General features: G+C 70.4%; 24 protein-coding genes. 16 read left to right on the top strand and 8 right to left on the bottom strand.

What is annotated here, in order from left to right; translation table 11 throughout:
• Positions 1–717 (bottom strand): IclR family transcriptional regulator NdgR, encoded by a 717-nt coding sequence (gene ndgR / locus OHT77_RS13375; RefSeq protein WP_019068721.1) that lies wholly within the window; start codon positions 715–717, stop codon positions 1–3.
• Between the two features lie 189 nt (positions 718–906).
• Here ndgR and leuC point away from each other — a divergent pair, with 189 nt between their 5' ends.
• The 4 genes from leuC (at position 907) to OHT77_RS13355 (ending at position 4,188) form a co-directional block, all read left to right on the top strand.
• Entirely contained in the window at positions 907–2,331 is a 1,425-nt protein-coding gene (gene leuC, locus OHT77_RS13370) for a 3-isopropylmalate dehydratase large subunit (RefSeq protein WP_328828560.1), read from the top strand.
• Positions 2,332–2,336: 5 nt separating this feature from the next.
• On the top strand, positions 2,337–2,930 hold the full coding sequence (gene leuD, locus OHT77_RS13365; protein ID WP_328828559.1) for a 3-isopropylmalate dehydratase small subunit: 594 nt from the start codon (positions 2,337–2,339) through the stop codon (positions 2,928–2,930).
• A 265-nt stretch (positions 2,931–3,195) separates the two neighbouring features.
• The gene (locus tag OHT77_RS13360; protein ID WP_033282690.1) at positions 3,196–3,426 is read left to right on the top strand and encodes a hypothetical protein; all 231 of its coding nucleotides are present in this window, start codon (positions 3,196–3,198) and stop codon (positions 3,424–3,426) included.
• Between the two features lie 138 nt (positions 3,427–3,564).
• A complete protein-coding gene (locus tag OHT77_RS13355; RefSeq protein ID WP_328828558.1) occupies positions 3,565–4,188 on the top strand; it encodes an HU family DNA-binding protein in 624 nt (207 codons plus the stop codon).
• A gap of 118 nt (positions 4,189–4,306) precedes the next feature.
• Here the strand turns inward: OHT77_RS13355 and OHT77_RS13350 are convergent, their stop codons facing one another.
• Complete coding sequence (locus tag OHT77_RS13350; protein WP_328828556.1) at positions 4,307–4,510, bottom strand: hypothetical protein; 204 nt, start codon at positions 4,508–4,510, stop codon at positions 4,307–4,309.
• Between the two features lie 27 nt (positions 4,511–4,537).
• Positions 4,538–5,179 (bottom strand): 2-phospho-L-lactate guanylyltransferase, encoded by a 642-nt coding sequence (cofC, locus tag OHT77_RS13345; protein ID WP_328828554.1) that lies wholly within the window; start codon positions 5,177–5,179, stop codon positions 4,538–4,540.
• 144 nt (positions 5,180–5,323) lie between these two features.
• Here cofC and OHT77_RS13340 point away from each other — a divergent pair, with 144 nt between their 5' ends.
• The 3 genes from OHT77_RS13340 to OHT77_RS13330 all read left to right on the top strand — a co-directional run bounded on the left by OHT77_RS13340 (position 5,324) and on the right by OHT77_RS13330 (position 8,494).
• Entirely contained in the window at positions 5,324–6,133 is an 810-nt protein-coding gene (locus OHT77_RS13340) for a lysophospholipid acyltransferase family protein (RefSeq protein WP_328828552.1), read from the top strand.
• Complete coding sequence (locus OHT77_RS13335; protein WP_266772921.1) at positions 6,130–7,140, top strand: NAD(P)H-dependent glycerol-3-phosphate dehydrogenase; 1,011 nt, start codon at positions 6,130–6,132, stop codon at positions 7,138–7,140. Before OHT77_RS13340 ends, OHT77_RS13335 begins: the two co-directional genes overlap by 4 nt.
• A 196-nt stretch (positions 7,141–7,336) precedes the next feature.
• Entirely contained in the window at positions 7,337–8,494 is a 1,158-nt protein-coding gene (locus OHT77_RS13330) for a D-alanine--D-alanine ligase family protein (protein WP_328828551.1), read from the top strand.
• A gap of 25 nt (positions 8,495–8,519) precedes the next feature.
• Here OHT77_RS13330 and OHT77_RS13325 read toward each other — a convergent pair whose 3' ends face one another.
• Both OHT77_RS13325 and OHT77_RS13320 read right to left on the bottom strand, forming a co-directional pair.
• Positions 8,520–9,011 (bottom strand): DUF3515 domain-containing protein, encoded by a 492-nt coding sequence (locus OHT77_RS13325; protein ID WP_328828550.1) that lies wholly within the window; start codon positions 9,009–9,011, stop codon positions 8,520–8,522.
• Between the two features lie 20 nt (positions 9,012–9,031).
• Positions 9,032–9,265, bottom strand: coding sequence for an Lrp/AsnC family transcriptional regulator (locus OHT77_RS13320; protein WP_003997603.1), 234 nt, complete (start codon positions 9,263–9,265; stop codon positions 9,032–9,034).
• 257 nt (positions 9,266–9,522) lie between these two features.
• On the opposite strand from OHT77_RS13320, the gene OHT77_RS13315 reads away from it, so the two are divergent.
• Together OHT77_RS13315 and thiD are read left to right on the top strand one after the other, a co-directional pair.
• The gene (locus OHT77_RS13315; RefSeq protein ID WP_019058663.1) at positions 9,523–10,488 is read left to right on the top strand and encodes a thiamine-phosphate kinase; all 966 of its coding nucleotides are present in this window, start codon (positions 9,523–9,525) and stop codon (positions 10,486–10,488) included.
• Positions 10,485–11,270, top strand: coding sequence for a bifunctional hydroxymethylpyrimidine kinase/phosphomethylpyrimidine kinase (thiD, locus tag OHT77_RS13310; RefSeq protein ID WP_328828548.1), 786 nt, complete (start codon positions 10,485–10,487; stop codon positions 11,268–11,270). Before OHT77_RS13315 ends, thiD begins: the two co-directional genes overlap by 4 nt.
• Positions 11,271–11,360: 90 nt before the next feature.
• Here the strand turns inward: thiD and rpmB are convergent, their stop codons facing one another.
• Entirely contained in the window at positions 11,361–11,546 is a 186-nt protein-coding gene (rpmB, locus tag OHT77_RS13305; RefSeq protein WP_003973430.1) for a 50S ribosomal protein L28, read from the bottom strand.
• Between the two features lie 260 nt (positions 11,547–11,806).
• On the opposite strand from rpmB, the gene OHT77_RS13300 reads away from it, so the two are divergent.
• On the top strand, positions 11,807–13,543 hold the full coding sequence (locus OHT77_RS13300) for a DAK2 domain-containing protein (RefSeq protein WP_328828547.1): 1,737 nt from the start codon (positions 11,807–11,809) through the stop codon (positions 13,541–13,543).
• A gap of 13 nt (positions 13,544–13,556) precedes the next feature.
• Here the strand turns inward: OHT77_RS13300 and OHT77_RS13295 are convergent, their stop codons facing one another.
• Positions 13,557–16,487, bottom strand: a complete 2,931-nt coding sequence (locus tag OHT77_RS13295; protein ID WP_328828546.1) for a tetratricopeptide repeat protein — start codon at positions 16,485–16,487, stop codon at positions 13,557–13,559.
• Positions 16,487–18,313: an HSP90 family protein gene (locus OHT77_RS13290; protein ID WP_328828545.1), complete on the bottom strand. Its 1,827-nt coding sequence runs from the start codon at positions 18,311–18,313 to the stop codon at positions 16,487–16,489. The genes OHT77_RS13295 and OHT77_RS13290 overlap by 1 nt, the downstream gene beginning before the upstream one ends.
• 167 nt (positions 18,314–18,480) lie before the next feature.
• On the opposite strand from OHT77_RS13290, the gene OHT77_RS13285 reads away from it, so the two are divergent.
• From OHT77_RS13285 to rpmF, 6 genes are all read left to right on the top strand, one after another.
• A complete protein-coding gene (locus tag OHT77_RS13285; protein ID WP_328828544.1) occupies positions 18,481–21,708 on the top strand; it encodes a helicase-related protein in 3,228 nt (1,075 codons plus the stop codon).
• A 73-nt stretch (positions 21,709–21,781) separates the two neighbouring features.
• On the top strand, positions 21,782–22,402 hold the full coding sequence (gene rsmD / locus OHT77_RS13280) for a 16S rRNA (guanine(966)-N(2))-methyltransferase RsmD (protein WP_328834230.1): 621 nt from the start codon (positions 21,782–21,784) through the stop codon (positions 22,400–22,402).
• On the top strand, positions 22,399–22,908 hold the full coding sequence (coaD, locus tag OHT77_RS13275; RefSeq protein WP_266772930.1) for a pantetheine-phosphate adenylyltransferase: 510 nt from the start codon (positions 22,399–22,401) through the stop codon (positions 22,906–22,908). The genes rsmD and coaD overlap by 4 nt, the downstream gene beginning before the upstream one ends.
• A gap of 99 nt (positions 22,909–23,007) precedes the next feature.
• A complete protein-coding gene (locus OHT77_RS13270; protein ID WP_266772931.1) occupies positions 23,008–24,084 on the top strand; it encodes an ATP synthase F0 subunit B in 1,077 nt (358 codons plus the stop codon).
• Between the two features lie 156 nt (positions 24,085–24,240).
• A complete protein-coding gene (locus OHT77_RS13265; protein ID WP_266776768.1) occupies positions 24,241–24,894 on the top strand; it encodes a YceD family protein in 654 nt (217 codons plus the stop codon).
• A 2-nt stretch (positions 24,895–24,896) separates the two neighbouring features.
• Entirely contained in the window at positions 24,897–25,070 is a 174-nt protein-coding gene (rpmF, locus tag OHT77_RS13260; protein ID WP_015657589.1) for a 50S ribosomal protein L32, read from the top strand.

Here is a 25,070-nt window from a genome sequence, read left to right as displayed (position 1 = left end):
TCAGCCGGTGCGGCGCAGGGCCTCGGAGAGACGGGCGGCGGCGTCGATGACCGCCTGGGCGTGCATACGGCCCGGGTGACGCGTCAGACGCTCGATGGGGCCGGAGACGGACACGGCGGCCACCACGCGGTTCGACGGGCCGCGCACAGGTGCCGAGACGGAGGCGACGCCCGGCTCGCGCTCGCCGATCGACTGGGCCCAGCCCCGGCGCCGTACGCCCGAGAGGGCGGTGGCCGTGAAGCGGGCGCCCTGGAGGCCGCGGTGCAGGCGCTCCGGCTCCTCCCAGGCCATCAGGATCTGCGCGGACGAACCGGCTTTCATCGTCAGCGTCGAGCCGACCGGGACGGTGTCCCGCAGTCCGGACAGGCGTTCCGCGGCGGCGACGCAGATGCGCATGTCGCCCTGGCGGCGGTAGAGCTGAGCGCTCTCGCCGGTGATGTCCCGCAGATGCGTGAGCACCGGGCCCGCCGTGGCGAGCAGGCGGTCCTCGCCGGCGGCCGCGGCCAGCTCGGCGAGACGGGGGCCGAGAATGAAACGGCCCTGCATGTCGCGCGCCACCATGCGGTGGTGTTCCAAGGCCACGGCCAGCCGGTGTGCCGTGGGTCGTGCCAGCCCGGTCGCCGCGACCAGACCCGCGAGGGTGGCCGGACCGGACTCCAGAGCGCCCAGGACAAGGGCTGCCTTGTCCAGGACGCCGACGCCGCTACTGTTGTCCATGAAACGATACTCGCGTCTCACTCTGTGAAACGCAAGTTCCTTTTTTCGTGAGACGCGCAACTCTTGTAGGCACAGCGGCCCGGCCACCGAACGGGCCAGGCGGCGGCTGCCCGTGAACCAGGGGTGCGAGCGCCGTCTCCTCAGGATCTCTAGTTGGGCCGGCGCGTTCTGTCGGCCGGAGGGAAAGCGATGGGTAGGACACTCGCGGAGAAGGTCTGGGACGACCATGTCGTCCGGCGCGCCGAGGGCGAGCCCGACCTCCTCTTCATCGATCTGCACCTGCTGCACGAGGTGACCAGCCCGCAGGCCTTCGACGGACTCCGTCAGGCGGGCCGTCCGGTGCGGCGCCTCGACCTCACCATCGCCACCGAGGATCACAACACCCCGACCCTCGACATCGACAAGCCCATCGCGGACCCGGTCTCCCGGGCCCAGCTGGAGACGCTGCGCAAGAACTGCGCCGAGTTCGGCGTACGCCTGCACTCCCTGGGCGACGTCGAGCAGGGCGTCGTCCACGTCGTGGGACCGCAGCTGGGGCTGACCCAGCCCGGTACGACGGTCGTGTGCGGTGACTCCCACACCTCCACCCACGGCGCCTTCGGCGCGCTGGCGTTCGGCATCGGCACCTCCCAGGTGGAGCATGTGCTGGCCACCCAGACGCTGCCGCTGGCCCGTCCGAAGACCATGGCCATCACGGTCGACGGCGAACTGCCCGACGGCGTCACCGCCAAGGACCTGATCCTCGCGATCATCGCGAAGATCGGCACCGGCGGCGGCCAGGGCTACATCCTGGAATATCGGGGCCCGGCCATCGAGAAACTCTCGATGGAGGCTCGCATGACCATCTGCAACATGTCGATCGAGGCCGGTGCCCGCGCGGGCATGATCGCCCCCGACGAGACCACCTTCGAGTACATCAAGGGCCGCGCCCACGCCCCCGAGGGCGAGGACTGGGACGCCGCCGTCGCGTACTGGAAGACCCTGAAGACCGACGCGGACGCGGAATTCGACGCCGAGGTCGTCATCGACGGTCCCTCGCTGGCGCCGTTCGTCACCTGGGGCACCAACCCCGGTCAGGGCGCGCCGCTTTCGGCGTCCGTCCCCGACCCGGCTTCGTACGAAGACGCTTCGGAGCGCGTCGCCGCCGAAAAGGCCCTGGAATACATGGGGTTGGCGGCCGGACAGCCGCTGCGCGACATCAAGGTCGACACCGTCTTCGTAGGTTCGTGCACCAACGGCCGTATCGAGGACCTGCGTGCCGCCGCCGCGATCGTCGAGGGCCGCAAAGTCGCCGACGGCGTACGGATGCTGGTCGTTCCCGGCTCCGCGCGGGTCGGTCTGCAGGCCGTGTCCGAGGGCCTGGACGTCGTCTTCAAGGAGGCAGGCGCCGAATGGCGGCACGCGGGCTGCTCGATGTGTCTGGGCATGAACCCGGACCAGTTGGCGCCCGGTGAGCGCTCCGCGTCCACCTCCAACCGCAACTTCGAGGGCAGGCAGGGCAAGGGCGGCCGTACCCACCTCGTCTCGCCGCAGGTCGCCGCCGCGACCGCCGTGCTGGGCCACCTGGCCTCGCCCGCCGATCTGTCCGACGCCCCTGTGCCCGCTGGAGTCTGAGAGTCATGGAAGCATTCACCACGCACACCGGCCGGGCCGTCCCGCTGCGCCGCAGCAACGTGGACACCGACCAGATCATCCCCGCCCACTGGCTCAAGAAGGTGACCAGGGACGGCTTCGAGGACGGGCTCTTCGAGGCCTGGCGCAAGGACGAGAACTTCATCCTCAACCGCCCTGAGCGCAAGGGCGCGACGGTCCTGGTGGCCGGTCCCGACTTCGGTACGGGCTCCTCGCGCGAGCACGCCGTGTGGGCGCTGCAGAACTACGGCTTCAAGACCGTGATCTCCTCCCGCTTCGCCGACATCTTCCGCGGCAACTCGCTGAAGAACGGCCTGCTCACGGTGGTTCTGGAGCAGAAGATCGTGGACGCGCTGCAGGACCTCGCCGAGAAGGACCCGCAGGCCGAGATCACGGTCGACCTGGAGGCCCGCGAGGTGCGCGCCGAAGGCATCACCGCGGCCTTCGAACTCGACGAGAACGCCCGCTGGCGGCTGCTGAACGGGCTCGACGACATCTCCATCACCCTCCAGAACGAGGGCGACATCGCCACGTACGAGGCCAAGCGCCCCTCGTACAAGCCGCGGACGGTCCAGGTCTGACCCGAACCGCCGTACCGGGTCGAGAATCGGCCACGCGACACCCCCGTCTGTACCCCCGATCGCCACGATTGGGGGTACAGCCATGTCTGCACCCGAACGGCCCTGCGCGCCTGCAACGCTTTGCTCAACTCCCTGTGTTAGACAGGGTGTTGACGGGGTATGCGCAGCTTTGAGCCAAGGCTGTCGCCAGGCTCCGGAACGCTGTTTGAGGCACCAGTTGCTACCCCCGCAGGCGACAACTCGCCCCAGATGGCACAATCTGTGCATGGAACACGACGGCCAACTCAAGCTCTATGCGGCGGTCGCGGACCAACTCAAGGAAGCGCACACAAGGGTGCGCGCACTGCAAGTCCCGGAGGGCGTACGGATGGCGCTGGCCCGGAAGCTGCTGGTCATTACGGCCGCGGCCAAGCACGATCTCGCCGACGCGACAAGGCGGCTGGACCGGTTCACAGAGGACCTCGACGCGGGTCGATTCCCGGAAGAGGAACGCTGAAACAAGTCCAGGACAGCCGAGTTCGTTGCGGCGCACGGGTGATTAGCCCGTTTCGTGTTTGATTTGCGGTATATATCTGCCTAACGTGCGAAAAAGCCGGAGCAGTTTCGTTCCGGCAATGTCTCCGAAGGGGAAGACGTGAACAAGGCGCAGCTCGTAGAAGCGATTGCGGACAAGGTCGGTGGCCGTCAGCAGGCCGCCGAGGCGGTCGACGCGGTTCTGGACGCGGTCGTCCGTGCCGTCGTCAATGGTGACCGTGTTTCGGTCACCGGCTTCGGTTCGTTCGAGAAGGTCGACCGCCCGGCCCGTTACGCCCGCAACCCCCAGACGGGCGAGCGGGTTCGGGTCAAGAAGACCTCCGTGCCGCGCTTCCGCGCGGGCCAGGGTTTCAAGGACCTGGTGAGCGGCTCGAAGAAGCTCCCGCGCGGCGGCGAGGTCGCCGTCAAGAAGGCGCCCAAGGGCAGCCTGAGCGGCACCGCTTCGGCGACGGTCAAGAAGGCCGCGGCCAAGAAGACCACCGCCAAGAAGGCGACGGCCAAGAAGACCGTGGCGAAGAAGACGGTCGCCAAGAAGGCCACCGCCACCGCGAAGAAGGCCACCGCCAAGAAGGCGACCGCCAAGAAGACCACCGCCACGGCCAAGAAGTCCGCGGCCAAGACCGCCACCGCGAAGACCGCGGCGAAGAAGGCCCCGGCCAAGAAGTCGACGGCTCGCAAGACGACCACGCGCAAGACCACCGCGCGCAAGTCGACCGCCAAGTAGGCCACCACGCGCCGGGAACAAGGGCGCAAGGTACTCACGCGCCGGGCCGGACTCCCTCTGGGGGTCCGGCCCGCGGCGTCTCCCGGGGCCCGCGGAAAGGCCCTACGGAAAAGGGTGTTCAGAAGGTCTGCAGCGTCACCAGGGTGACCCTGAGGCCCTCTTTGGGGCCCTCGGTCTCGATCCGCACCCGCTGGCCCGGCCGGAGCAGCCGCAGGCCGCCCGCGTCGAACGCGGGGGCGTCGAAGGACACCGGGGTGCCGTCGTCGAGCAGCACACTGCCGGTGCGGGTCCCGGCGTCGTAGGTGTAAGCGGTCGCCTGCATGGCCGCAGCCTACTGCCGACCCGCCTCCTACGGCTGTCCCGGGATCAGCAGCCCCGCCGCCGCTGCCGCCGTGCGCGGCCCCACCCCGAGGGCCAGCGCCGCCCGCAGGTCCTCGCCGGTGTCCACGTCCTGGCGTACGGAATCCACCGCGTCCAGAGTGAGTTCGTGCGCCCCCGAGGCGCGATGGCGGGCGCGGGAATCCGTGCCGAATGCGGGGCGCAATTCGCGGCCCTCTCTCGCGGTGAGCAAAGTGGTGCCGATTGCGGCCGCGTCCGGGAGGAAAGCGCGCGGGAATTCGGCCGCCGCGTCCAGGACCCGGGCCAATTCGGCGGGGCGCAGAGCCGGCAGATCGGCGTTCAGGGCCGCGACGGCGCTTTCGGGCCGGGAAACCCGTACGGCCGCCGCCCCGTGCCGCAGAGCGGCGTTCAGGCCGTCTCCCGGCTCGTCCGCGACGATACGGGCGCCCAGCGCGGCCAGTTCGCGGCCGGCCAGGGCGTCGTCCGTGACGACCGCCACATCGCGGACCGCCCGGCAGGCCAGCACGGCCGCCACGGTGTCCTGGGCGAAGGCGAGGGCGAGGCCGGGGCGCAGCCCGTCGCCCGCGGTGTCCGAAAGCCTGCTCTTGGCTCGCGCCAGAGGCTTCAGGGGGATGACCAAGGTCCACTGCACGGGCGTTCCGTCCCTCTCTTGTCGCGGCCATTGTCACCCGGCGCCCCTGGCGGTGTCGGTGGCGGGGCGTACGGTGTTCTCGACAGACCGACGGCCTGGAGCGACACTTGTGCGGCCCCCCAGGTCCTAGAGGAAGGTGTTCGCGTGCCCCGCCGCAGAATCGGGTTCTGGTACCGCTTCGCAGCGGTCCTCTGCAAACCGCCGCTGGTGGTTCTGATCAAGCGGGACTGGCGCGGAATGGAGCACATTCCGGCCGAGGGCGGATTTATCACCGCGGTGAACCACAATTCGCATGTGGACCCCCTCGCTTACGCTCACTTTCAGTACAACACCGGACGCGTTCCGCGATTCCTCGCGAAGAGCGGCCTTTTCAAGAAGGGATTCGTCGGCGCCGCGATGCGCGGTACCGGACAGATCCCCGTCTATCGCGAGACCACGGACGCGTTGAGTGCCTTCCGCGCCGCGATCGACGCCGTGGAGCGCGGTGAGTGCGTCGCGTTCTATCCCGAGGGGACCATCACCCGGGACCCGAACCAATGGCCCATGACCGGCAAGACCGGTGCCGCCCGGGTCGCTCTCCAGACCAGGCGCCCGGTCATTCCCGTGGCGCAGTGGGGCGCGAATGAATTGCTCCCGCCCTACGCCAAGAAGCTGCACGTCTTTCCCCGCAAGACCAGCCATGTGCTCGCGGGCCCGCCGGTCGACCTCACGCGCTTCTACGGCAAGGACATGACCCCGGACCTCCTCAAGGAGGCGACCGAGGTCATCATGGCCGACATCACCCGCCTGTTGGAGCAGATCCGCGGCGCCAAGGCACCCGAGACGCCCTACGACCCGCGCCGCGAGCGGATCGAGCAGCGGCGCCGGACGGCCGCGGAAACACAGGAGTTGGAGTCTCAGACCGAGTCGGCGACCGAGCCGAAGGTCGAGCAGGAAGAGGGGCAGGGCACGTGAGCAAGCCGGTCAAGGCGGCTGTCTTCAGCGCCGGTTCGTGGGGCACGGCTTTCGGCATGGTGCTCGCCGACGCGGGGTGCGAGGTCACGCTGTGGGGGCGTCGCGCGGAAGTCGTCGAGGCCATCAACTCCTCGCGTACGAACCCCGATTACTTCCCCGGCGTCGAACTCCCGGCGAACCTGCGGGCCACCACCGACGCCGCCGAGGCCGCCGCCGACGCCGACTTCACCGTCCTGTCGGTCCCTTCGCAGACGCTGCGCGCCAACTTGGCCGACTGGGCACCCCTGTTGGCGCCCGACACGGTCCTCGTCTCGCTCATGAAGGGCGTCGAACTCGGCTCCGTCATGCGGATGAGCGAGGTCATCGAGGACGTCGCGAAGGTCGGCCGGGACCGTATCGCCGTGGTCTCCGGGCCCAACCTCGCGCGCGAGATCGCCTCGCGGATGCCGGCCGCCGCGGTGGTCGCGTGCACCGACGAAGCGGTGGCCCGCCGGCTCCAAGCGGCTTGCCATACGCCGTACTTCAGGCCGTACACCATCACCGACGTGGTGGGCTGCGAGCTGGGCGGCGCGGTGAAGAACGTGATCGGGCTCGCCGTCGGCATCGCGGACGGGATGGGGCTCGGGGACAACGCGAAGGGTTCGCTCATCACGCGCGGGCTCGTCGAGACGACGCGGCTCGGGCTGGCGATGGGCGCGGATCCGCTGACGTTCTCCGGGCTCGCGGGTCTGGGCGACCTGGTGGCGACCTGCTCGTCGCCGTTGTCGCGGAACCACACCTTCGGGACGAACCTCGGCAAGGGCATGACCCTCCAGGAGACGATCGCGGTCACCAAGCAGACCGCGGAGGGGGTCAAGTCCTGTGAGTCCGTGCTGGACTTGGCGCGGCGGCACGATGTGGACATGCCGATCACGGAGACCGTCTTCGAGATCGTGCACAAGGGGAAGTCGCCGGTGGTCGCGGTGAAGGAGCTGATGTCCCGCAGCGCCAAGCCCGAGCGTCGTTGAGCGTTGCGCCAGGGGATGCCGCTGGGTGTCGTCGTGCGGCTGCGGCTCCGTCGTGGCTTGTCGCGCTCACGCGGCGGTGGCCGCACATCGATACAGCCTCGCACCCTTGGGGGCGCTCTTCGGGGGCGCTGATCGAACCGCCGCTCGTCAACGGACGCTGACTCGAGGCCGTACCACCGGGTACTCTCATCGCGATATGAGCACCGAGAACCTCTCCCAGAGCCCCGAGCAGCCGCCTCGCAAGCCGCGTGTGGCCGTCGTGTTCGGCGGTCGCAGCTCCGAACACGGGATCTCCGTGGTCACCGCCGGCGCCGTCCTCGCGGCCATCGACCGGGACAAGTACGACGTCCTGCCGATCGGCATCACCCGCGAAGGCCGCTGGGCCCTGACCGCCGACGCCCCGGAGCGGATGGCGATCACCGACCGCCGTACGCCGGACGTCGACGAACTCGCCGAGTCGAGCGAGGGCGGAGTGGTGCTCCCGCTCGACCCCGGGAACCGTGAAGTCGTCCTCAGCGAACCGGGATCCGTGCCCAAGGCCCTCGGCGAGGTCGACGTCGTCTTCCCCGTCCTGCACGGCCCCTACGGCGAGGACGGCACCCTGCAGGGACTCCTGGAGCTGTCCGGTGTGCCGTACGTGGGCGCGGGTGTGCTCGCCTCGGCCGTCGGCCAGGACAAGGAGTACATGAAGCGGGTGTTCACCTCGTTCGGCCTGAAGGTCGGCCCCTACGTGGTGATCCGGCCGCGCGAATGGGAGCGGGACGAGTCCGCCGCGCGCAAGAAGATCGTCGACTTCGCGGGTGAGCACGGCTGGCCGCTCTTCGTGAAGCCCGCGCGCGCGGGTTCGTCGATCGGCATCACCAAGGTCGATGACCTCTCCGGCCTCGACGAGGCGATCGAGGAGGCGCAGCGGCACGACCCGAAGATCCTCGTGGAGGCCACACTGCGCGGCCGCGAGATCGAGTGCGGGGTGCTGGAGTTCGAGGACGGGCCGCGCGCGAGCGTGCCTGCCGAGATCCCGCCGCCCCAGGAGCACGCGTACTACGACTTCGAGGCGAAGTACATCGACTCGACCCCCGGTATCGTGCCCGCCCCGCTGACGCCGGACGAGACCGCCGAGGTCCAGCGGCTCGCGGTGGAGGCCTTCGACGCGGCCTCGTGCGAGGGGCTCGTGCGGGCCGACTTCTTCCTTACCGAAGACGGCGATTTCGTCATCAACGAGATCAACACCATGCCCGGCTTCACGCCGATCTCGATGTACCCGCAGATGTGGCAGGCCAGCGGGGTCGACTACCCCGAGCTGGTGGAACGCCTGGTCCAGGCGGCGCTGCGCCGGTCCACCGGACTTCGCTGAGCCGGGCCGGTCGGACCTGGGTGAACTAGTCGGCGATCCCCGCGGGGATCGCCTTCTTCACTGAATCCGCCAGGTCGACCAGGGGTGCCATGCCGTCCCCGGTGCGGTCCTTCGGGATGGTCACCTCGACGTAGGCCTTCCGCAGGGTCGTGGTGAAGCGGAAGGAGCCGTCGTTCTCTTTCTGCAGCAGCCAGCCGACGCCGTTCACCTCGACGCCGTCGGCCTCCGGGTCGTTCATCTTGGCGGGCCTGACGACACCGCAGCGCAGTATGATCGCCGGGTTCCCCCAGCCCGCGGTCAGCACTGACGCGGGCTCGGGATCCCGGCGGCCCTGGCCGTCGACCTTTGACGGCAGGGCCTCGTTCAGATTCCGGCACAGCCCGGTGACCTTCGCGCCCGGCGAGGGAACCGCCGCCGACGCGCTGTCGTCTGCCGAGGAGCAGCCCGCAACGGTGATCAGCAGGGCGAGCACGGACAGCCCGAGGACAGAACGGCGCCGGTGACGGAGAGAGTTCACCGGCCAAGGGTAGACGGGGGCTACAGATGCACCACCGGGCAGGTCAGGGTGCGGGTGATGCCGTCCACTTGCTGGACTTTGGCGACCACCATGCGGCCGAGATCGTCGACCGTGTCGGCCTGGGCCCGCACGATCACGTCGTACGGTCCTGTCACGTCCTCGGCCTGGATCACTCCAGGGATCTTGCTGATCGTTTCGGCGACGGTCGACGCCTTGCCGACCTCCGTCTGGATCAGGATGTACGCCTGTACCACGGAACCTCCAGGGCGGCCACGAGGATCATGTGGGGAAAAGGAACGCCACGGTATCGCGTCGCCGCTCGCCGCGGGGAGACCCGCGGAAGCCCGAGGCCGTGTCCGCGCGGTGCCGCCTGTCCCGAGGAGACTGTGCGGACCCGACCCGGCCACCGTGCCGGGGTGCGGGCCCGACCGGACTTGACGGTCACCTCGACCGTACCCAGCACACCGACGGCTCGCGACCGGGCGCTGCCGTCACGAGAAGAGGACGAACGATGAAGGGCACCGTGGGTGAGTTGGGAGAGTTCGGGCTCATCAGAGAGCTGACTTCCCGCCTCACCACCACCCCGGCGGTCCGGGTCGGCCCCGGCGACGACGCCGCGGTCGTCGCCGCCCCCGACCGCAGGGTCGTGGCGAGCACCGACATCCTGCTGGAGGGCCGGCACTTCCGCCGCGACTGGTCCACCGCCTACGACGTCGGACGCAAGGCCGCCGCGCAGAACCTCGCGGACATCGCCGCGATGGGCGCCGTACCGACCGCACTGCTGCTGGGCCTGGTCGTACCGGCCGAACTCCCGGTCACCTGGCCCATGGAGCTGATGGACGGCCTGCGCGACGAGTGCCAGGTCGCGGGCGCCTCGGTGGTCGGCGGCGATGTCGTACGAGGCGACACGATCATGGTGTCGATCACCGCGCTCGGTGATCTGCGCGGCCGGGAGCCGGTCACCCGGGGCGGCGCGCAGCCCGGTGACGTGGTCGCCGTGACGGGGTGGCTGGGCTGGTCGGCGGCCGGGTTCGCGGTGCTGTCGCGGGGCTTCCGCTCGCCGCGCGCGTTCGTGGAGGCGCACCGGCGCCCCGAACCGCCGTACCACGCGGGTCCCGCGGCGGCCGGGCTCGGCGCGACCTCGATGTGCGACGTCAGCGACGGGCTGATCGCCGACCTCGGGCACATCGCGGAGGCCAGCAAGGTCCGGATCGACATCCGCTCGGGCGCGATCGACGTCCCGACGCAGATGAACGACATCGGGCAGGCCGTCGGCGTCGACCCCATCCAGTGGGTGCTGACCGGGGGAGAGGACCACGCGATCGTGGCGACCTTCGCGCCGGACGTGAAGCTGCCGGCCCGCTGGAAGGTGATCGGCGAGGTCCTCAACCCCTCCGCGCTGCCCCAGGTGACGGTCGACGGGGCGCCCTGGACCAGCAAGGGCGGCTGGGACCACTTCGGGGACATCGAGTCGTGAAGCCCCGCGTACTGACGGTGGCCGGCTCCGACTCCGGTGGAGGGGCGGGAATCCAGGCCGACCTGAAGACGATGCTCGCGCTCGGCGTGCACGGCATGAGCGTCGTCACGGCGGTCACCGCGCAGAACTCCCTCGGCGTGCAGGGTGCTTGGGAACTTCCGGCCGAGGCGGTGCGCGCCCAGTACCGCAGTGTCGTCGACGACATAGGCGTCCAGGCCGTGAAGACCGGGATGCTCGCCTCGGCCGAACTCGTCGAGACCGTCGCGGGGTTGATCGGCGGCACGGACGTTCCCACGGTCGTGGACCCGGTCGGCATCTCGAAGCACGGGGACTCGCTGCTCGCGGACTCCGCGCTGGACGCCGTACGGACGAAGCTGCTGCCCGTGGCGACCGTGGCCACGCCGAATCTGGACGAAGTGACGCAACTCACCGGCGTACGGGTCGAGTCGGAGGAGCAGGTGCGGGAGGCGGCGGCGGCCGTGCTGTCGTACGGGCCGCGCTGGGTGTTGATCAAGGGCGGTCATCTGCCGGGTGACGCCGTGGACTTCCTCACCGACGGGTCCGAGGAGCACTGGCTGCGCGCGCCCCGGCACGACAACCGGCACACCCACGGGACCGGCTGCACGCTCGCCTCGGCGATCGCGTCACGGCTCGCCCAGGGGGATGCGGTGCCGGAGGCGGTGACGGCGGCGAAGGCGTATGTCACGGGGGCGATCGCGGCGGGGTTCGCCCTGGGGGGCGGGATCGGGCCGGTGGATCACGGATGGCGTTTCCGGGGCTGACCGGCTCCGGGGCACGGCAAAAAGCCGGCCCACACGAGGTGGACCGGCTCGATGCAGCGAACCAGCAGTGGCCGCGCGCTCAGCAGTGCGTCAGCGCGAGACCTTGCCGGCCTTGATGCACGAGGTGCAAGCGTTCACGCGCTTCGGCGTCCCACTGACCACGGTACGGACGCGCTGGATGTTCGGGTTCCAGCGACGGGACGTACGGCGGTGCGAGTGCGAGATGTTGTTGCCGAAGCCCGGCCCCTTGCCGCAGACGTCGCAGTTGGCAGCCACGGGTCACTCCAAAGACTTCAGATGCACAGATGCACTTACGGATGATCCCGGCATGCCGGGATCGAGATCGTAGGATCTGGAAGTGGCACTGCCAGGGGGGATGGCCCGATCGGGATCGGGCAACCGGAGCAGCATACAACGACTGCGCCAGTACAACGAAACTACCATGCCTGGTCGGGGGCTCGCTCCGGCCCTCCCCGGGCCCGGGCCGCTCCGGCGGTCTACGCTGCCTGCCAGTCCAGCAGCTCAAGGAGGCGCAGGTGCCGCAGGTGCCGCAGACATTCTTCGATGCTCTCGCGGTGCGCACCTGGTGCGGTCTCGCGCTGCGGGCCCTGGGGCGTGCGCGTGAGGAGATCGACGCGATCAACGTGTACCCGGTGGCCGACGGGGACACCGGCACCAACCTGTACCTGACCATGGAGTCCGCCGCCGCCGCGGTTGAGGCGGTGTTCGCCGGGCACGGCACCCTCACCGAGCAGAAACCGCCCCTGGCCGACGCCGCCGGCGCGATGGCCCACGGCGCCCTCATAGGGGCGCGCGGCAACTCCGGGACGATCCTCGCGCAGCTGCTCCGGGGCATGGCCCAGGTCCTCGCCGCCGACGGTGAGACGGCTCACACGGACGGGGAGGGCCTACGGCACGCCCTGCGCCGCGCCGCCGACTCCGCCCGGCACGCGGTGGCCCACCCGGTCGAGGGCACGGTCCTCTCGGTCGCCTCCGCGGCGGCGGACGCGGCCGACGGCACCGAGGGTGACTGCGGGACCGTCGCACGGGCCGCCTACGAGGGGGCGTGCGCGGCGCTGGCCGCGACCCCGGGGCAGCTGGCCGTCCTGGAGCGCGCGGGCGTCGTCGACGCGGGCGGGCGGGGGCTGGTGGCGGTGCTGGGCGCGCTGGTGGAGACGTTCACGGGGGAGTCGCCCGTTTTCGGGACGCACACACGCGTGGCTGTCGACGTGACGCACACACGCGTGGAGGCCGATTTCGACGCCGGTCCCCTTGATGCCCCTTCCGGTGTTCTCGACGCCGCCGAGGTCACTCTCTGCGAGGACGGTCCGGAAGCCGTCCCGGGGGGCGGCCCCGCCTTCGAGGTGATCTACCTCCTGGAGGCCGACGACTCCGCCGTGACGCGGCTGAGGCAGCGGCTGGACGCCCTCGGGGACTCGCTCGTCGTGGTCGGCGGGGACGGCCTGTGGAACGTCCATGTGCACGTGGACGACGCGGGCGCAGCCATCGAGGCGGGCGTCGAGGCCGGGCGGCCGTACCGGATCCGGATCACGCACTTCGGGCTCGGTGACGTGCACACCACCGGTGCCGAACGGCCGCCCAGGGAGCGCGCCCAGCGGGCCGTCGTCGCCGTGGTGCCGGGGGAGGGCCTTGCGGGGCTCTACGAAGAGGCCGGTGCGACCGCCGTGCTCGCCCGCCCCGGGGAGCCGCCCGCCAGCGGGGAGTTGGTCGCTGCCGTACGGCGGGCACACGCGCGTGAGGTGGTGCTGCTGCCCAATGACGCCGATCTGCGGCACACCGCCGCCGCTGCCGCCGAACAGGCCAGGGCCGAGGGCATCCGGGTCGCGCTGATCCCGACGCGCTCCGCGGTCCAGGGGATCGCGGCGCTCGCCGTGCACGAGCCGGAGCGGCGCTTCGACGAGGACGTCGTCTCGATGACCTCGGCGGCGGGCGCGACCCGGTACGCCGAGGTCGCCGTCGCCGAACGCCAGTCCTGGACCATGGCCGGCATCTGCCAGGCCGGGGACGTCCTCGGACTCGTCGACGGCGACGTGGCGGTGATCGGCGCCGATGTCACGGTCACCGCCCGGGCCGTCCTCGACCGCATGCTCGCGGCCGGCGGCGAACTCGTCACCCTGGTCCTCGGCGACGAGGCACCCGTGAGCGTCGCCGACATCCTGGAGATCCACGTCCGGGAGTCCTACCTCGCCGTCGACACGGTGGTGTACCGCGGCGGCCGGCAGGGTGCCCTGCTGCTCATCGGCGTGGAGTAGACGCCAACTCCCCCTACTTCTCCGTCTGTTCCTCCATCAGCTGGAGGAGCTGCTCGGCCTCGGCGCGACGGGACCGTACCGTCTCGTCGCCGTCGTCGGCACCCTCGTAGGCCTTCAGCACGCCACGCGCGCGTGCCGCCGCGTCCGCGGAGCGGCTGAGGTCGGCCTCCAGCCAGCCCGCGGCGAGTTCGGCGGCGGTACGGGTGTGCACCGCACCCTCCCCGAGGGCGGCGAAGACGGTGACCGACTCCGCGGTCTCGGCCAGGGCGTCCTCGAACGCGGCCTGGATCGCGGTGTCCTCGGCCTCCTCGGCGACGGAACGGGCCAGCAGTTCGCCGAACTGCCGGTGCGTGTGGCCGAGTTCACCGGTGAGCCGCTGCCGCGCCTCCTGGTCGTCGGTCACCAGGAGCGCGGCCTCGCACTCCTCGATCGCGCCCGCCATCAACTCCCGCGCCCGGTCGAGGCCCCGGTCCGCGCGCAGCGCCAGCCACGCGCGGGCGCGCAGCGAGCGGACCAGCCCGTGCACGTTCCCCAGGGTCCGCCACAGGTCGCCCGCGCGCTCGTACGCCCGGTCCGCCTCGGCGGGCAGGTCCGCGTGGCCCAGGGACTCGGCGGCCAGGTGGGCGAGGGTCGCATGGTCGTTCTGCTCGGGCCAGTGCCGGGCGATCTCGGCCGCCTGCAACCGCCGTTCGGCCGCCGCGCGGTGCTCGCCCAGCTCGCTGAGACAGTCGCCGAGCCACCACTGCGTCTGGACGATCGCGCCGTCGCCGTGCGTCTCGGCGCTCAGGTCGGGCAGCGCCGACTCCAGCACCTCCGCCGCCTCGGCCCACCGGCCCTGGCGCAGCAGGAAGCCGCCGAGCTGGTGCCGCGCCCAGGCGCCCAGCGTCGGACCCTCGCCGGCCTCGTCGGACCAGTGCGCGGCCTCCAGGGCGTGCTCGGCGGCCTCCTCGGACCGGCCCCGGCCCCCGAGCACCTCGGCGAGCTGCAGATGCAGCTGAGCCCGCCCGGGCGCCTCCAGATACGGCCCGCCGTGCTCCAGGGCCGCCCGCAGCGCCTGCTCCGCCTCCGTAACGTCACCGAGGTGATGGGCGAGCCCCGCGAGCCGGGCCTCGTACTCCACCGCGAACCACGGCAGCCCCGCGGCCACGAACGCCGCCGACGCCTTCGAGAACAGCTCCACGGCCGTCTCCAGGTCCCCGGCCCGCACCGCGAGTTCGGCCAGCATCGCCTGCCCCTCGGCACCCCGCGCGGCCAGCCGCACATCGTCCCCGGTGTGCCCCTCGACCAGCGCCAGCACCTCCCGTACGGCGGCCTCGGCGGCGGCCAGGGCCTCCGGGCCGGGAGTGTCGTCCGGGGACTCCCCGTGGACCCTGCGCATCAGGATGCGCGCCCGGCTCATCAGCACGGCCGCCGTCTGCCGTACGCCGGTGCGGTCCTCGGAGTACAGGGCGAGGACCCCGTCGTACGGCGCGTCGATCGCCGCGAGGGCCTCGTCGATCTCGCCCGTGAGGGCACGTACGTACGCCCCACGCGCGCGTGCCGCCAGCGCCTCACCGGGGTCGCCCGCCTCGGCGAACAGCTCGGCCGCGCGCTCGAAGAGGGCGATGCCCTCCGGGCCCCGGTCCATCGCCTGGTGGTCGGCTATCTCGGCACGGTCATGGGCGGACAGCTCGACGCCCTCGGCGGCCCGCGACACGGCCAACCAGGCCTCTACGGCGTGTGGTTGGAGGGTGTCCGACAGCCGTCGTGCCTCCGCGAGGAGCGCGGTGAGGTCCTTCGCCGGGACGACCTCGGGCACCGGCGTCGGCATCGGTGCGGCGACCGGCCTGGCCGCCGAACGCACTCCCAGGGGGAGCCGTTCCACCAGGGGGCGCTGATCCATGCGCGCGCGTGCCCCGTCGCCGATGTGCGTCGTGCCGTTGCGCCCGTCGAAGCGGGCGGCCAGGGAGAGGGCCTCCGCGCGCGCGTGGACGGCGAGTTCACGGGCCGTCCAGGTCCGCCCGGCCGGCCCCGGCACCTCCTGGTCGCCGAGGCCCAGCTCGGTCAGCCGGTCCATCAGCAGCGTCACCACGGACAGGAAGTCCAGCCCGCTGCGCGGGTTCCCGGAGTCCGTGAAGTACGCCGGACGCTCCGCGAGCAGCTCAAGACCGCGCGCCTCGTTGCCGCTCAGCGCGCAGAACTCCACATGGTCCGCGTAGGCGCCCCGCATGCTCTCCATGGGCCGTACGAGACGGAAACCGCGCAGGTGATGGGCGCGGGCCTCCTCGGCCCGGCCCAGGCGCAGCAGCGGGGCCAGGGAGGACGCGAGGACGGTGTGCGGCTCGTGGGCGCAGGTGAACTCGCCCTCCAGGACCGGCTTCCACAGCTCCAGCGCGTCGGCGTCCCGCTCCCGCTGCACCTGCCACTCGCCCTGGGTGTGCAGCTCGCACGCGTGGCAGTCGGCCATGGTGTCCCGGTCGGCGGCCAGCCACGCCGCGTACGCGCGCTCGGCCCGCGCCAGGTCGCCGACGTGCGAGGCGACGCTGAACTCGGCGCTGCGCACGGCCCGTTCGGAGTGACCGGCCAGCCGGTAGCGGTGCTCCATCTCGCCGAGCCACTTCTCGATCGACGCGAGCGGGATGTGCGGCTGGCCCAGCATCCCGGACGACACCCACTTGAAGACCCAGTGCAGCGAGTGGACCTCGTACTCGTCGAAGTCCTCGGGCCGCTCGTCCCACATGCGCAGCAGGCGCGCGAAGGGGACGAACATCTTGTCCTTCTCGGAGCTGTAGTTGTAGACCTTCAGCTGGTGCCCGAGCGCCTCGATCACCGCCAGCGGGACGTCCAGCTTCTCGGCCTCGGCGAGCAGCTGCTCCGCGCGCGCGTTGCGCGCCGGTCCCTCCGGCTCCTCGGAGTTCTCCGCCATCGCCCGGCGCAGCTCGCCGAAGTCGGTGATCCCTGTCATCAGTGGTCGCCCTCCCCGTGTGTGGCCCACTCCAGGAGGCCGATGAACGCCCGGTTCAGCAGAGCCGAATCGGCGGGGCGCAGGGGTCGCTGCGCCATCAGGAGTGCCTGTCCGTAGAGCGACTCGGTGGCCGTCCCGATCAGGTCCCGGTCCCCCAGCGAACTGATGCGCCGGATCAGCGGGTTGAGATGGTTGAGCACGAGACGCGCGCGGGGAGCGCTGCCCCGCAGCGAACCCAGGATGCCCGCCCACAGGTCGTCGGCCTGCTCCTCGGCCTCCGCGCGGGCCTGCTCGTGCCGTGCGGAACGGTCGTCCAGGTGCAGCGCGGGCACCGACAGCGGATGGAACGCCCGGAGGACCACATCGCAGCCCAGGGGGTCCAGCTTGGCCCGCGCGGCGGCCAGGAAGTCCGCCAGCGCCAGCTCCTCGGCCGGGTCCACCGAGTCCAGATGCGCGGTCACGGTGTCCGAGTCCAGCTCGGCGACCACCGTCCCCGGGCGCACCGACGGCAGCGCCTCGACCAGCTCGCCGTCGTAGGTGTAACCGCCGTTGATCACGCCGATGCCCTGCGCGGACGCGATCGGGGCGACCTGGCGGTACTCCTCCACGGTGCGCGTGAAGTGCACCACCGGGTGGCGCTGCGCGAACTCCTCCAGGGACACCCGTCCGTCGGTCGTCTCGAACGGGAGCCACGGCAGCATCGTGCGCAGCATCTCCTTGTCGTGCCGCGCCAGGGACTTGACCCCCAGGTGGTGCACCGACAGGAACGCGGCGAGCCGCTCCGGATCACCCGCGGCGAGCCCGGTCAGCCAGCCCCGGATCCGCTCCCCGAGCGCCTCCCGTACGGCGGCCAGCGTCTCGTCCTCGTACAGCGACTCGCGCGAGGCCGTCGGGCGCAGGCTGTCCGTGTCGAGCACACAGCGCACGAAGAACGCCCAGTCGGGCAGCAGCTGTTCGGCCCGCTCGGTCAGCAGCATGCCCTTGAGATGGACACGGTGGCTCGCCCGCTGCGCCGGACTCACGGCACCGGGAAGGACGTAGGCCACTCCCCGGATGCCCGCGAGCGGCACCGACAGGTCGATCGAGTCCAGCGGCGTGAACCCGAACAGCTCGTGACAGTGCCGCGCCAGCGCCACCCTTCGGGTGCCGGGACTCGGGTACGGCCGGTCCCAGGGCGCGGGCAGGTCGGTGACCGCCTCGCCGTCCACCTGGACGTCGTACGGCAGCAGCGCCCCGAAGTCCCGGGCCAGCGCGAGGACCCGCTCCTTGGTGAGCCACTCCGCGGCGCCCGCGCGGGCCACCAGGTGCACGGTGGTGCCCGGTTCGGGGCGTTCGGCGTCGGGCACGGTCCGCACGGTGTACGAGCCGTCGTCGGTCGCCGTCCACTCCACGGGCGGCGCGTCCGGCGTACGGGCGCTGCGGCTGACGACCCGGATCCGCTCGGCGACCACGAAACAGGCGAGCAGCCCGATGCCGAACTGCCCGAGGAAGTCGGAACGGGCCTCCTGGAGACCGTCGGCGCGCTTGGAGCTACGGCCGATGGTGGCAAGGAGGTTGTGCACGTCCGCCTCGGTGAGGCCGACGCCGGAGTCCTCGACGCGCAGGGAGCCGCCGTCGGCGTACAGCCGCACGAGGGCAGGGGAGTCGGGCTGCTCGGCCCGGCGGGCGGTGATCGCGTCCACGGCGTTCTGCAGCAGTTCGCGCAGATAGACCTTGGGGCTCGAGTAGAGATGATGGGAGAGCAGGTCCACCAGACCGCGCAGGTCGACCTGGAACGTGTGAGGTGACTGGGATGCCTGAGATGACTGTGAGGTCTGGGAGTCCATCGTCGCAGCGCCGAGGTGGGGGAGGTGCGATCGGCGCGGGGGTCGGGCGGTCCCTGTGAGGCGGTGACCGCGGGGATGGCCGGAGCGCGCCATCCTAGGCCCCGAACGACCCGCCTGACCAGGGGTTTAGCAAGACGTATACGGCATTGTCAGTGGCGTGGTGTGCAATGGATCTCGTGCCCGCACTGGAAGAACCACTGAAAAAGGTGCTCGGCCCCGCCACCGCGAAGGTGATGGCCGAGCATCTCGGCCTGCACACAGTAGGCGACCTCCTGCACCACTACCCGCGCAGATACGAGGAGCGGGGCCAGCTCACGCACCTCGCCGAGCTGCCGATGGACGAGCACGTCACCGTGGTCGCCCAGGTCGCCGACGCCCGTCTGCACTCCTTCGCGTCCAGCAAGGCCCCCCGGGGCAAGGGCCAGCGTCTCGAAGTCACCATCACGGACGGCAGCGGCCGGCTCCAACTCGTCTTCTTCGGCTCGGGAGTTCACAAACCCCACAAGGAACTCCTGCCGGGCACCCGCGCGATGTTCGCCGGCAAGGTCTCCGTCTTCAACCGCCGACTTCAACTCGCGCATCCGGCGTACGAGTTGCTGAAGGGCGACGCCGAGGAAGCGGTGGAGACCTGGGCGGGCACCCTGATCCCCATCTACCCCGCCACCGCCAAGCTGGAGTCCTGGAAGATCGGCAAGGCCCTCCAGACGGCGCTGCCCAGCGCCCAGGAAGCCGTCGATCCGCTCCCGGACTCCCTCCGCGAGGGCCGCGGCCTGGTCTCCCTCCCGGAGGCCCTCCTCAAGATCCACCGCCCGCACACCAAGGCGGACATCGCCGCCGCCCGCGACCGCCTCAAGTGGGACGAGGCCTTCGTCCTCCAGGTCGCCCTGGCCCGCCGCCGCCACGCGGACGCCCAACTCCCGGCCGTGGCCCGCACACCGACCCCGGACGGCCTCCTCTCCGCCTTCGACGACCGCCTCCCCTTCACCCTCACGGACGGACAGGTGAAGGTCTCCAAGGAGATCTTCGACGACTTGGCCACGGAGCATCCGATGCATCGGTTGCTGCAGGGGGAAGTCGGTTCGGGCAAGGCTCAGCCGCTCGACTCGCACGTGCTCACACCCGCAGGGTTCCGTCGTATGGGGGATCTGACGGTGGGGGACGAGGTCGTCGTACCGGACGGCGAGATCGCGTTTATCGACGGGGTCTTCCCCCAGGGAGAGCGTGAGGTCTGGCGCCTGGTCCTCTCCGACGGAAGCCACGTGGAGTGTGACGACGAGCATCTTTGGATCGTCGGCACGAGCCGCGCATGGCACGGAGGGCAGTCCCCCAAGGTCATGACGACTCGGGAGATCCGTCTCGACACGTTCAAGGCCAACGGATCCTCGAAGTGGTATCTCCCTGCAGCCGCTCCGGTCGATCTCGGAGGCGACTGCGGACTGCCTCTCGATCCCTACCTGTTCGGGGTCCTTCTGGGCGATGGCTCATTCCGGCACAACCTGCGGTTGTCCACGATGGACGACGAGATCCGTGACGCCGTGGCGGCGGCTGTGGCCCCTGAGTGCCACGTGGTCCCGGTGAAGGGTTCCCGTTGCGACTTCACCATTCAGCTCGCCCAACGTGCTGGAGGCGTCCGCAATCCCGTGATCCAGACCCTGCGTGGGTTGAATCTCTGGGGTGTCACATCGCACGGCAGGTTCGTTCCCGACGACTTCAAGAACACGTCGATCAAGAACCGCCTTGCTCTGCTGCAAGGGTTGATGGATACGGACGGCGCCGTCAGCGCGGACGGCTTCAGTATCTCGCTCAGTTCGGCCTCGCTCACTCTGGCGAACGACGTTGCCTGGCTGGTGCGTTCACTCGGTGGTCGGGCCCGCGTCCTGCCGAAGAAGGCGTCCTTCAACGTCTCTGTGGCGCTGCCCGACGAATACGCTCCGTTCAGGCTCGCCCGTAAGGCCGAACGCGTAGGGCCCAGGCCGGAATACAGCACATTCCGCCGCGGAGTCCGTGCAGTTGAGTACGTCGGACGTAAGCCCGTCCAGTGCATCAGCGTCGCGCACCCCAGTCACGCCTACGTCACCGACAACTTCACGGTGACCCACAACACGATGGTGGCCCTCCGCGCCATGCTCGCCGTCGTCGACGCGGGTGGGCAGGCCGCGATGCTCGCGCCCACCGAAGTGCTCGCTCAGCAGCATCACCGGTCGGTCACCGAGATGATGGGGGAGCTGGCCGAGGGCGGGATGCTGGGCGGGGCGGAGCGGGCCACCAAGGTCACGCTGCTCACCGGGTCCATGGGGACGGCCGGCCGGCGGCAGGCCCTCCTCGACCTCGTCACCGGTGAGGCCGGGATCGTGATCGGGACGCACGCGCTGATCGAGGACAAGGTGCAGTTTCACGACCTGGGCCTGGTCGTGGTCGACGAACAGCACCGCTTCGGCGTCGAGCAGCGTGACGCCCTGCGCAGCAAGGGCAAACAGCCGCCGCATCTCCTCGTCATGACGGCGACCCCCATCCCGCGCACGGTCGCGATGACGGTCTTCGGCGACCTGGAGACCTCGGTCCTCGACCAGCTCCCGGCCGGCCGCTCGCCCATCGCCAGCCATGTCGTCCCCGCAGCCGACAAACCCCACTTCCTGGCCCGCGCCTGGGAGCGCGTCCGCGAGGAGGTCTCCAACGGCCATCAGGCGTACGTCGTCTGCCCCCGCATCGGCGACGAGGAGGACGACCCCAAGAAGGCGGGCAAGGCCAGGAAGAAGTCCCCCGAGGACGAGGCGGAGAAGCGCCCACCGCTCGCCGTCCTCGACATCGCGGCCCAGCTCGCCAAGGGCCCCCTCCAGGGCCTCAAGATCGAGGTGCTGCACGGCCGTATGCACCCCGACGACAAGGACGCCGTGATGCGCCGCTTCGCCGCCGGGGACACCGACGTCCTGGTCGCCACGACGGTCATCGAGGTCGGCGTCAACGTGCCCAACGCCACGGCCATGGTCATCATGGACGCCGACCGCTTCGGCGTCTCCCAGCTCCACCAGCTCCGCGGCCGAGTGGGCCGCGGCTCCGCGGCCGGCCTCTGCCTCCTGGTCAGCGAGATGCCCGAGGCCAGCCCCGCCCGCCAACGCCTCAACGCCGTCGCCTCCACCCTCGACGGCTTCGAACTCTCCCGCATCGACCTCGAGCAGCGCCGCGAGGGCGACGTGCTGGGCCAGGCCCAGTCCGGCGCCCGCACGTCCCTGCGGGTCCTCTCGGTCATCGAGGACGAGGAGGTCATCGCGGAGGCGCGGCAGGAGGCGACGGCGCTGGTGGCGACCGATCCGGAGCTGACGGCACTTCCTGGTCTCCGCACGGCCTTGGACGCCCTCTTGGACGAGGAGAGGGAGCAGTACCTGGACAAGGGCTAGGGGCAACACCCCGGGGGCGCGAGGCCGCGTTGAACATGCGGCTACCGCCGCGCGTGCGGGACCAGCCACACTGATACTTGAAGACGCCCACAAGCAAGGACTCAAGATGACCCGCGTGATCGCCGGCGAAGCCGGCGGACGTCGACTAGCCGTCCCGCCAGGGACCGGTACCCGCCCGACCTCCGACCGCGCACGCGAGGGCCTCTTCTCCACCTGGCAGTCCCTCCTCGGCGCCCCCCTGAACGGCGAACGGGTCCTCGACCTCTACGCCGGCTCGGGCGCCATCGGCCTGGAGGCCCTCTCCCGCGGCGCCGGCCACACCCTCCTCGTGGAGGCCGACCCGAAGGCCGCCCGCGTCATCAGGGAGAACGTGAAGAACATCGGCCTCCCCGGCGCCGAGGTCAGGGCGGGCAAAGCGGAACAGATCGCCCAGACGCCGGCGCCGGGAGACCCGTACGACATCGTCTTTCTCGACCCGCCGTACGTTGTCGCAGATCACGATCTTCGGGAGATTCTCCTCACACTCCGGTCGGGGGGCTGGCTCGCGCCGGACGCGCTCGTCACCGTGGAGCGCAGCACCAGAGGCGGCGAATTCGGGTGGCCGGACGGCTTCGACGCGATCCGGGCCCGTCGCTACGGCGAGGGGACCTTTTGGTACGGTCGCGCCGCCTCTACGTGCGAAGACGCACGATGACCGGACCGGAGAGCGAGGGAACTCAGTTGCGCCGCGCCGTATGTCCGGGGTCGTTCGACCCCATCACCAATGGACACCTCGACATCATCGCCCGTGCCTCCCGGCTGTACGACGTCGTGCACGTCGTGGTGATGATCAACCAGTCGAAGAAGGGCATGTTCACCGTCGACGAGCGGATCGAGCTGATCCGTGAGGTGACCTCGGAGTTCGGCAACATCCAGGTCGAGGCGTACCACGGACTGCTCGTCGACTTCTGCAAGCAGCGCGACATCCCGGCCATCGTCAAGGGCCTGCGCGCGGTCAGCGACTTCGACTACGAACTTCAGATGGCCCAGATGAACAACGGTCTTTCGGGCGTCGAAACCCTGTTCATCCCCACCAGCCCCACCTACAGCTTCCTGTCGTCCTCGCTGGTCAAGGAGGTCGCGCAGTGGGGCGGCGACATCTCCCACCTGGTGCCGGGCGTGGTCCTCGAAGCGCTCACCGAGCGGCTCGGCAAGAGCTGACGGACTGACAGTGCGTCACCCGGTGTCGGGCGGGGCGGGAGTGGTCGTACAGTCGACCCGTCCGTCTCCAACACGTCGGTAGAGAGTGGCGAGCACACGGTGGACGTGCAGAAGAAGCTCGACGAGATCGTCTCCTCGGTCTCCAGCGCCCGGTCCATGCCCATGTCGGCCTCGTGCGTGGTCAACCGCGCCGAGCTGCTCACGCTGCTCGAAGAGGTGCGCGCGGCGCTGCCCGACTCGCTGGCCGAGGCGCAGGAGCTGATCGGCGGCCGGCACGAGATGGTCGAGCAGGCCCGCCAGGAGGCCGAACGGATCATCCAGACCGCGCACGCCGAGCGCGGTTCGCTGATCTCCGACACCGAGGTCGCCCGCCGCTCGCAGAACGAGGCGGACCGCATCCTCGCCGAGGCCCGCCAGGAGGCCGAGGAGATCCGCGCGGAGGCCGACGACTACGTCGACTCCAAGCTCGCCAACTTCGAGGTCGTCCTCACCAAGACCCTTGGCTCGGTCGGCCGCGGCCGCGAGAAGCTGCTCGGCACCGGCCCCGGCATCGACGACCAGGGCTACGAGGACGAGGACGCCCCCGAGCGCAGCCACGACCCGGAGACCCTGCGCCGCGACGCCGACGCGTACGTGGACGTCAAGCTCGGCGCCTTCGAGGCGGTCCTCGCCAAGACGCTGGAGGCCGTGGGGAAGGGCCGGCAGAAGCTGCACGGCCGGATCGCCAGCGACGACCTCGGTGCCCTCTCCCTCGACGACGAGGGCAACCAGGTCCAGCACACCAGCGACGCCGACTACCTCGCCGACCTCGCGACCGTCACGGACACCCCGGTCTCGGCCACCCCGCTCCAGCCCGAGCAGCAGGACTACGCCCCGCAGGCGGCCTACGACTACCAGCAGACCGCCCAGCAGCAGGACCCGTACGGCTACCAGCAGCAGGGCTACGTCCAGCAGCAGGACCCCTACGGGTACCAGCAGGCCGACCCCTACGCCTACCAGGGCTACGACACCGGCCAGCAGCCCGTGTACGACCCGAACCAGATGCAGCAGGCCCAGGTCGACCCGCAGCAGAACCAGGGTCAGCAGGGCTACGCGCTCGACGAGACCAGCCTCTTCGACACCGGCATGATCAGCGCGGAGCAGCTGCGGGCGTACGAGCAGGGCCGCGGGCTGTAGCGGATCCGGGCCGGTGGCCGGGAGCGGGCACCGGATTGGGCCGAGAGCGAAAGGTCCAGTATCCTGGCTCTTCGGTCGCGTGTACGTCCGCGATCACCGCTGCCCGGAAGCACCGAAGGGCAGCGCCCCATGAGCTCAGCAGACCGAAAGACAGGGATGGCTCTGAACGCCCGCCTCGACCACCGCAACCCACTCGTGTTCGACACTCACGAGCTGGGTCGGCGTCCTGGTGCGCTGCAGCGCCTGAACCGTTCGATCGACGCTCCCAAGGATCTCGGGATCCAGGGTGTCATCGGAGTGCCGGAAGGCGCCCCGGTGGAGCTCGACCTCCGCCTTGAGTCGGTCATGGAAGGGGTGCTTGTCACAGGCACCGCCCGTGCACTGGCGAAGGGGGAGTGCGTAAGGTGTCTGGAGCCGGTCGAGCTGTCGCTCGAAGCGGACTTCCAGGAGATGTTCTCGTACCCTGACGCCGACGACCGTGGCCGTGTGAAAGCGGAACCGGTCGACGACGCCGAGGAAGACGAGGACAGGCTCTTCATCGAGGACGGCCTGTTCGACCTCGAACCCGTGCTGCGCGATGCGGTGGTGCTCGCACTGCCGATGCAGCCGGTGTGCCAGGACGACTGTCTGGGCCTGTGCTCCGAGTGTGGAGTACGGCTCACGGACGACCCGGACCACCATCACGACGCCGTCGACATCCGTTGGGCGGCACTGCAGGGACTCGCCGGTTCACTCGAAGACGGCGAGAAGGACGAGATCAGTGGCGAAGCGCCCCGACCGGCGCGCGCCAACGAGAAGCAGGAGAAGTAGCCGTGGCTGTTCCGAAGCGGAAGATGTCGCGCAGCAACACGCGCCACCGCCGGTCGCAGTGGAAGGCTGCGGTCACCCCTCTGGTTGCGTGCGAGCGCTGCCACGAGCCCAAGCAGCAGCACATCGCGTGCCCGTCTTGCGGCACGTACAACAAGCGCCAGGTCCTCGAGGTCTGA

It is taken from the genome of Streptomyces sp. NBC_00252, from assembly GCF_036187565.1.
In the GTDB taxonomy this organism is placed as follows: domain Bacteria; phylum Actinomycetota; class Actinomycetes; order Streptomycetales; family Streptomycetaceae; genus Streptomyces.
The sequence above is the reverse complement of the archived record's forward strand: the minus strand, read 5'-3'. Positions and strand labels throughout refer to the sequence as shown.

Excerpts from the sequence above, each read along its gene's own strand:
- ndgR (WP_019068721.1), bottom strand. The coding sequence starts at position 717 with ATGGACAACAGTAGCGGCGTCGGCGTCCTGGACAAGGCAGCCCTTGTC.
- leuC (WP_328828560.1), top strand. The coding sequence starts at position 907 with ATGGGTAGGACACTCGCGGAGAAGGTCTGGGACGACCATGTCGTCCGG.
- leuD (WP_328828559.1), top strand. The coding sequence starts at position 2,337 with ATGGAAGCATTCACCACGCACACCGGCCGGGCCGTCCCGCTGCGCCGC.
- OHT77_RS13360 (WP_033282690.1), top strand. The coding sequence starts at position 3,196 with ATGGAACACGACGGCCAACTCAAGCTCTATGCGGCGGTCGCGGACCAA.
- OHT77_RS13350 (WP_328828556.1), bottom strand. The coding sequence starts at position 4,510 with ATGCAGGCGACCGCTTACACCTACGACGCCGGGACCCGCACCGGCAGT.
- OHT77_RS13330 (WP_328828551.1), top strand. The coding sequence starts at position 7,337 with ATGAGCACCGAGAACCTCTCCCAGAGCCCCGAGCAGCCGCCTCGCAAG.
- OHT77_RS13315 (WP_019058663.1), top strand. The coding sequence starts at position 9,523 with ATGAAGGGCACCGTGGGTGAGTTGGGAGAGTTCGGGCTCATCAGAGAG.
- OHT77_RS13295 (WP_328828546.1), bottom strand. The coding sequence starts at position 16,487 with ATGACAGGGATCACCGACTTCGGCGAGCTGCGCCGGGCGATGGCGGAG.
- OHT77_RS13290 (WP_328828545.1), bottom strand. The coding sequence starts at position 18,313 with ATGGACTCCCAGACCTCACAGTCATCTCAGGCATCCCAGTCACCTCAC.
- OHT77_RS13285 (WP_328828544.1), top strand. The coding sequence starts at position 18,481 with ATGGATCTCGTGCCCGCACTGGAAGAACCACTGAAAAAGGTGCTCGGC.
- coaD (WP_266772930.1), top strand. The coding sequence starts at position 22,399 with ATGACCGGACCGGAGAGCGAGGGAACTCAGTTGCGCCGCGCCGTATGT.
- OHT77_RS13265 (WP_266776768.1), top strand. The coding sequence starts at position 24,241 with ATGGCTCTGAACGCCCGCCTCGACCACCGCAACCCACTCGTGTTCGAC.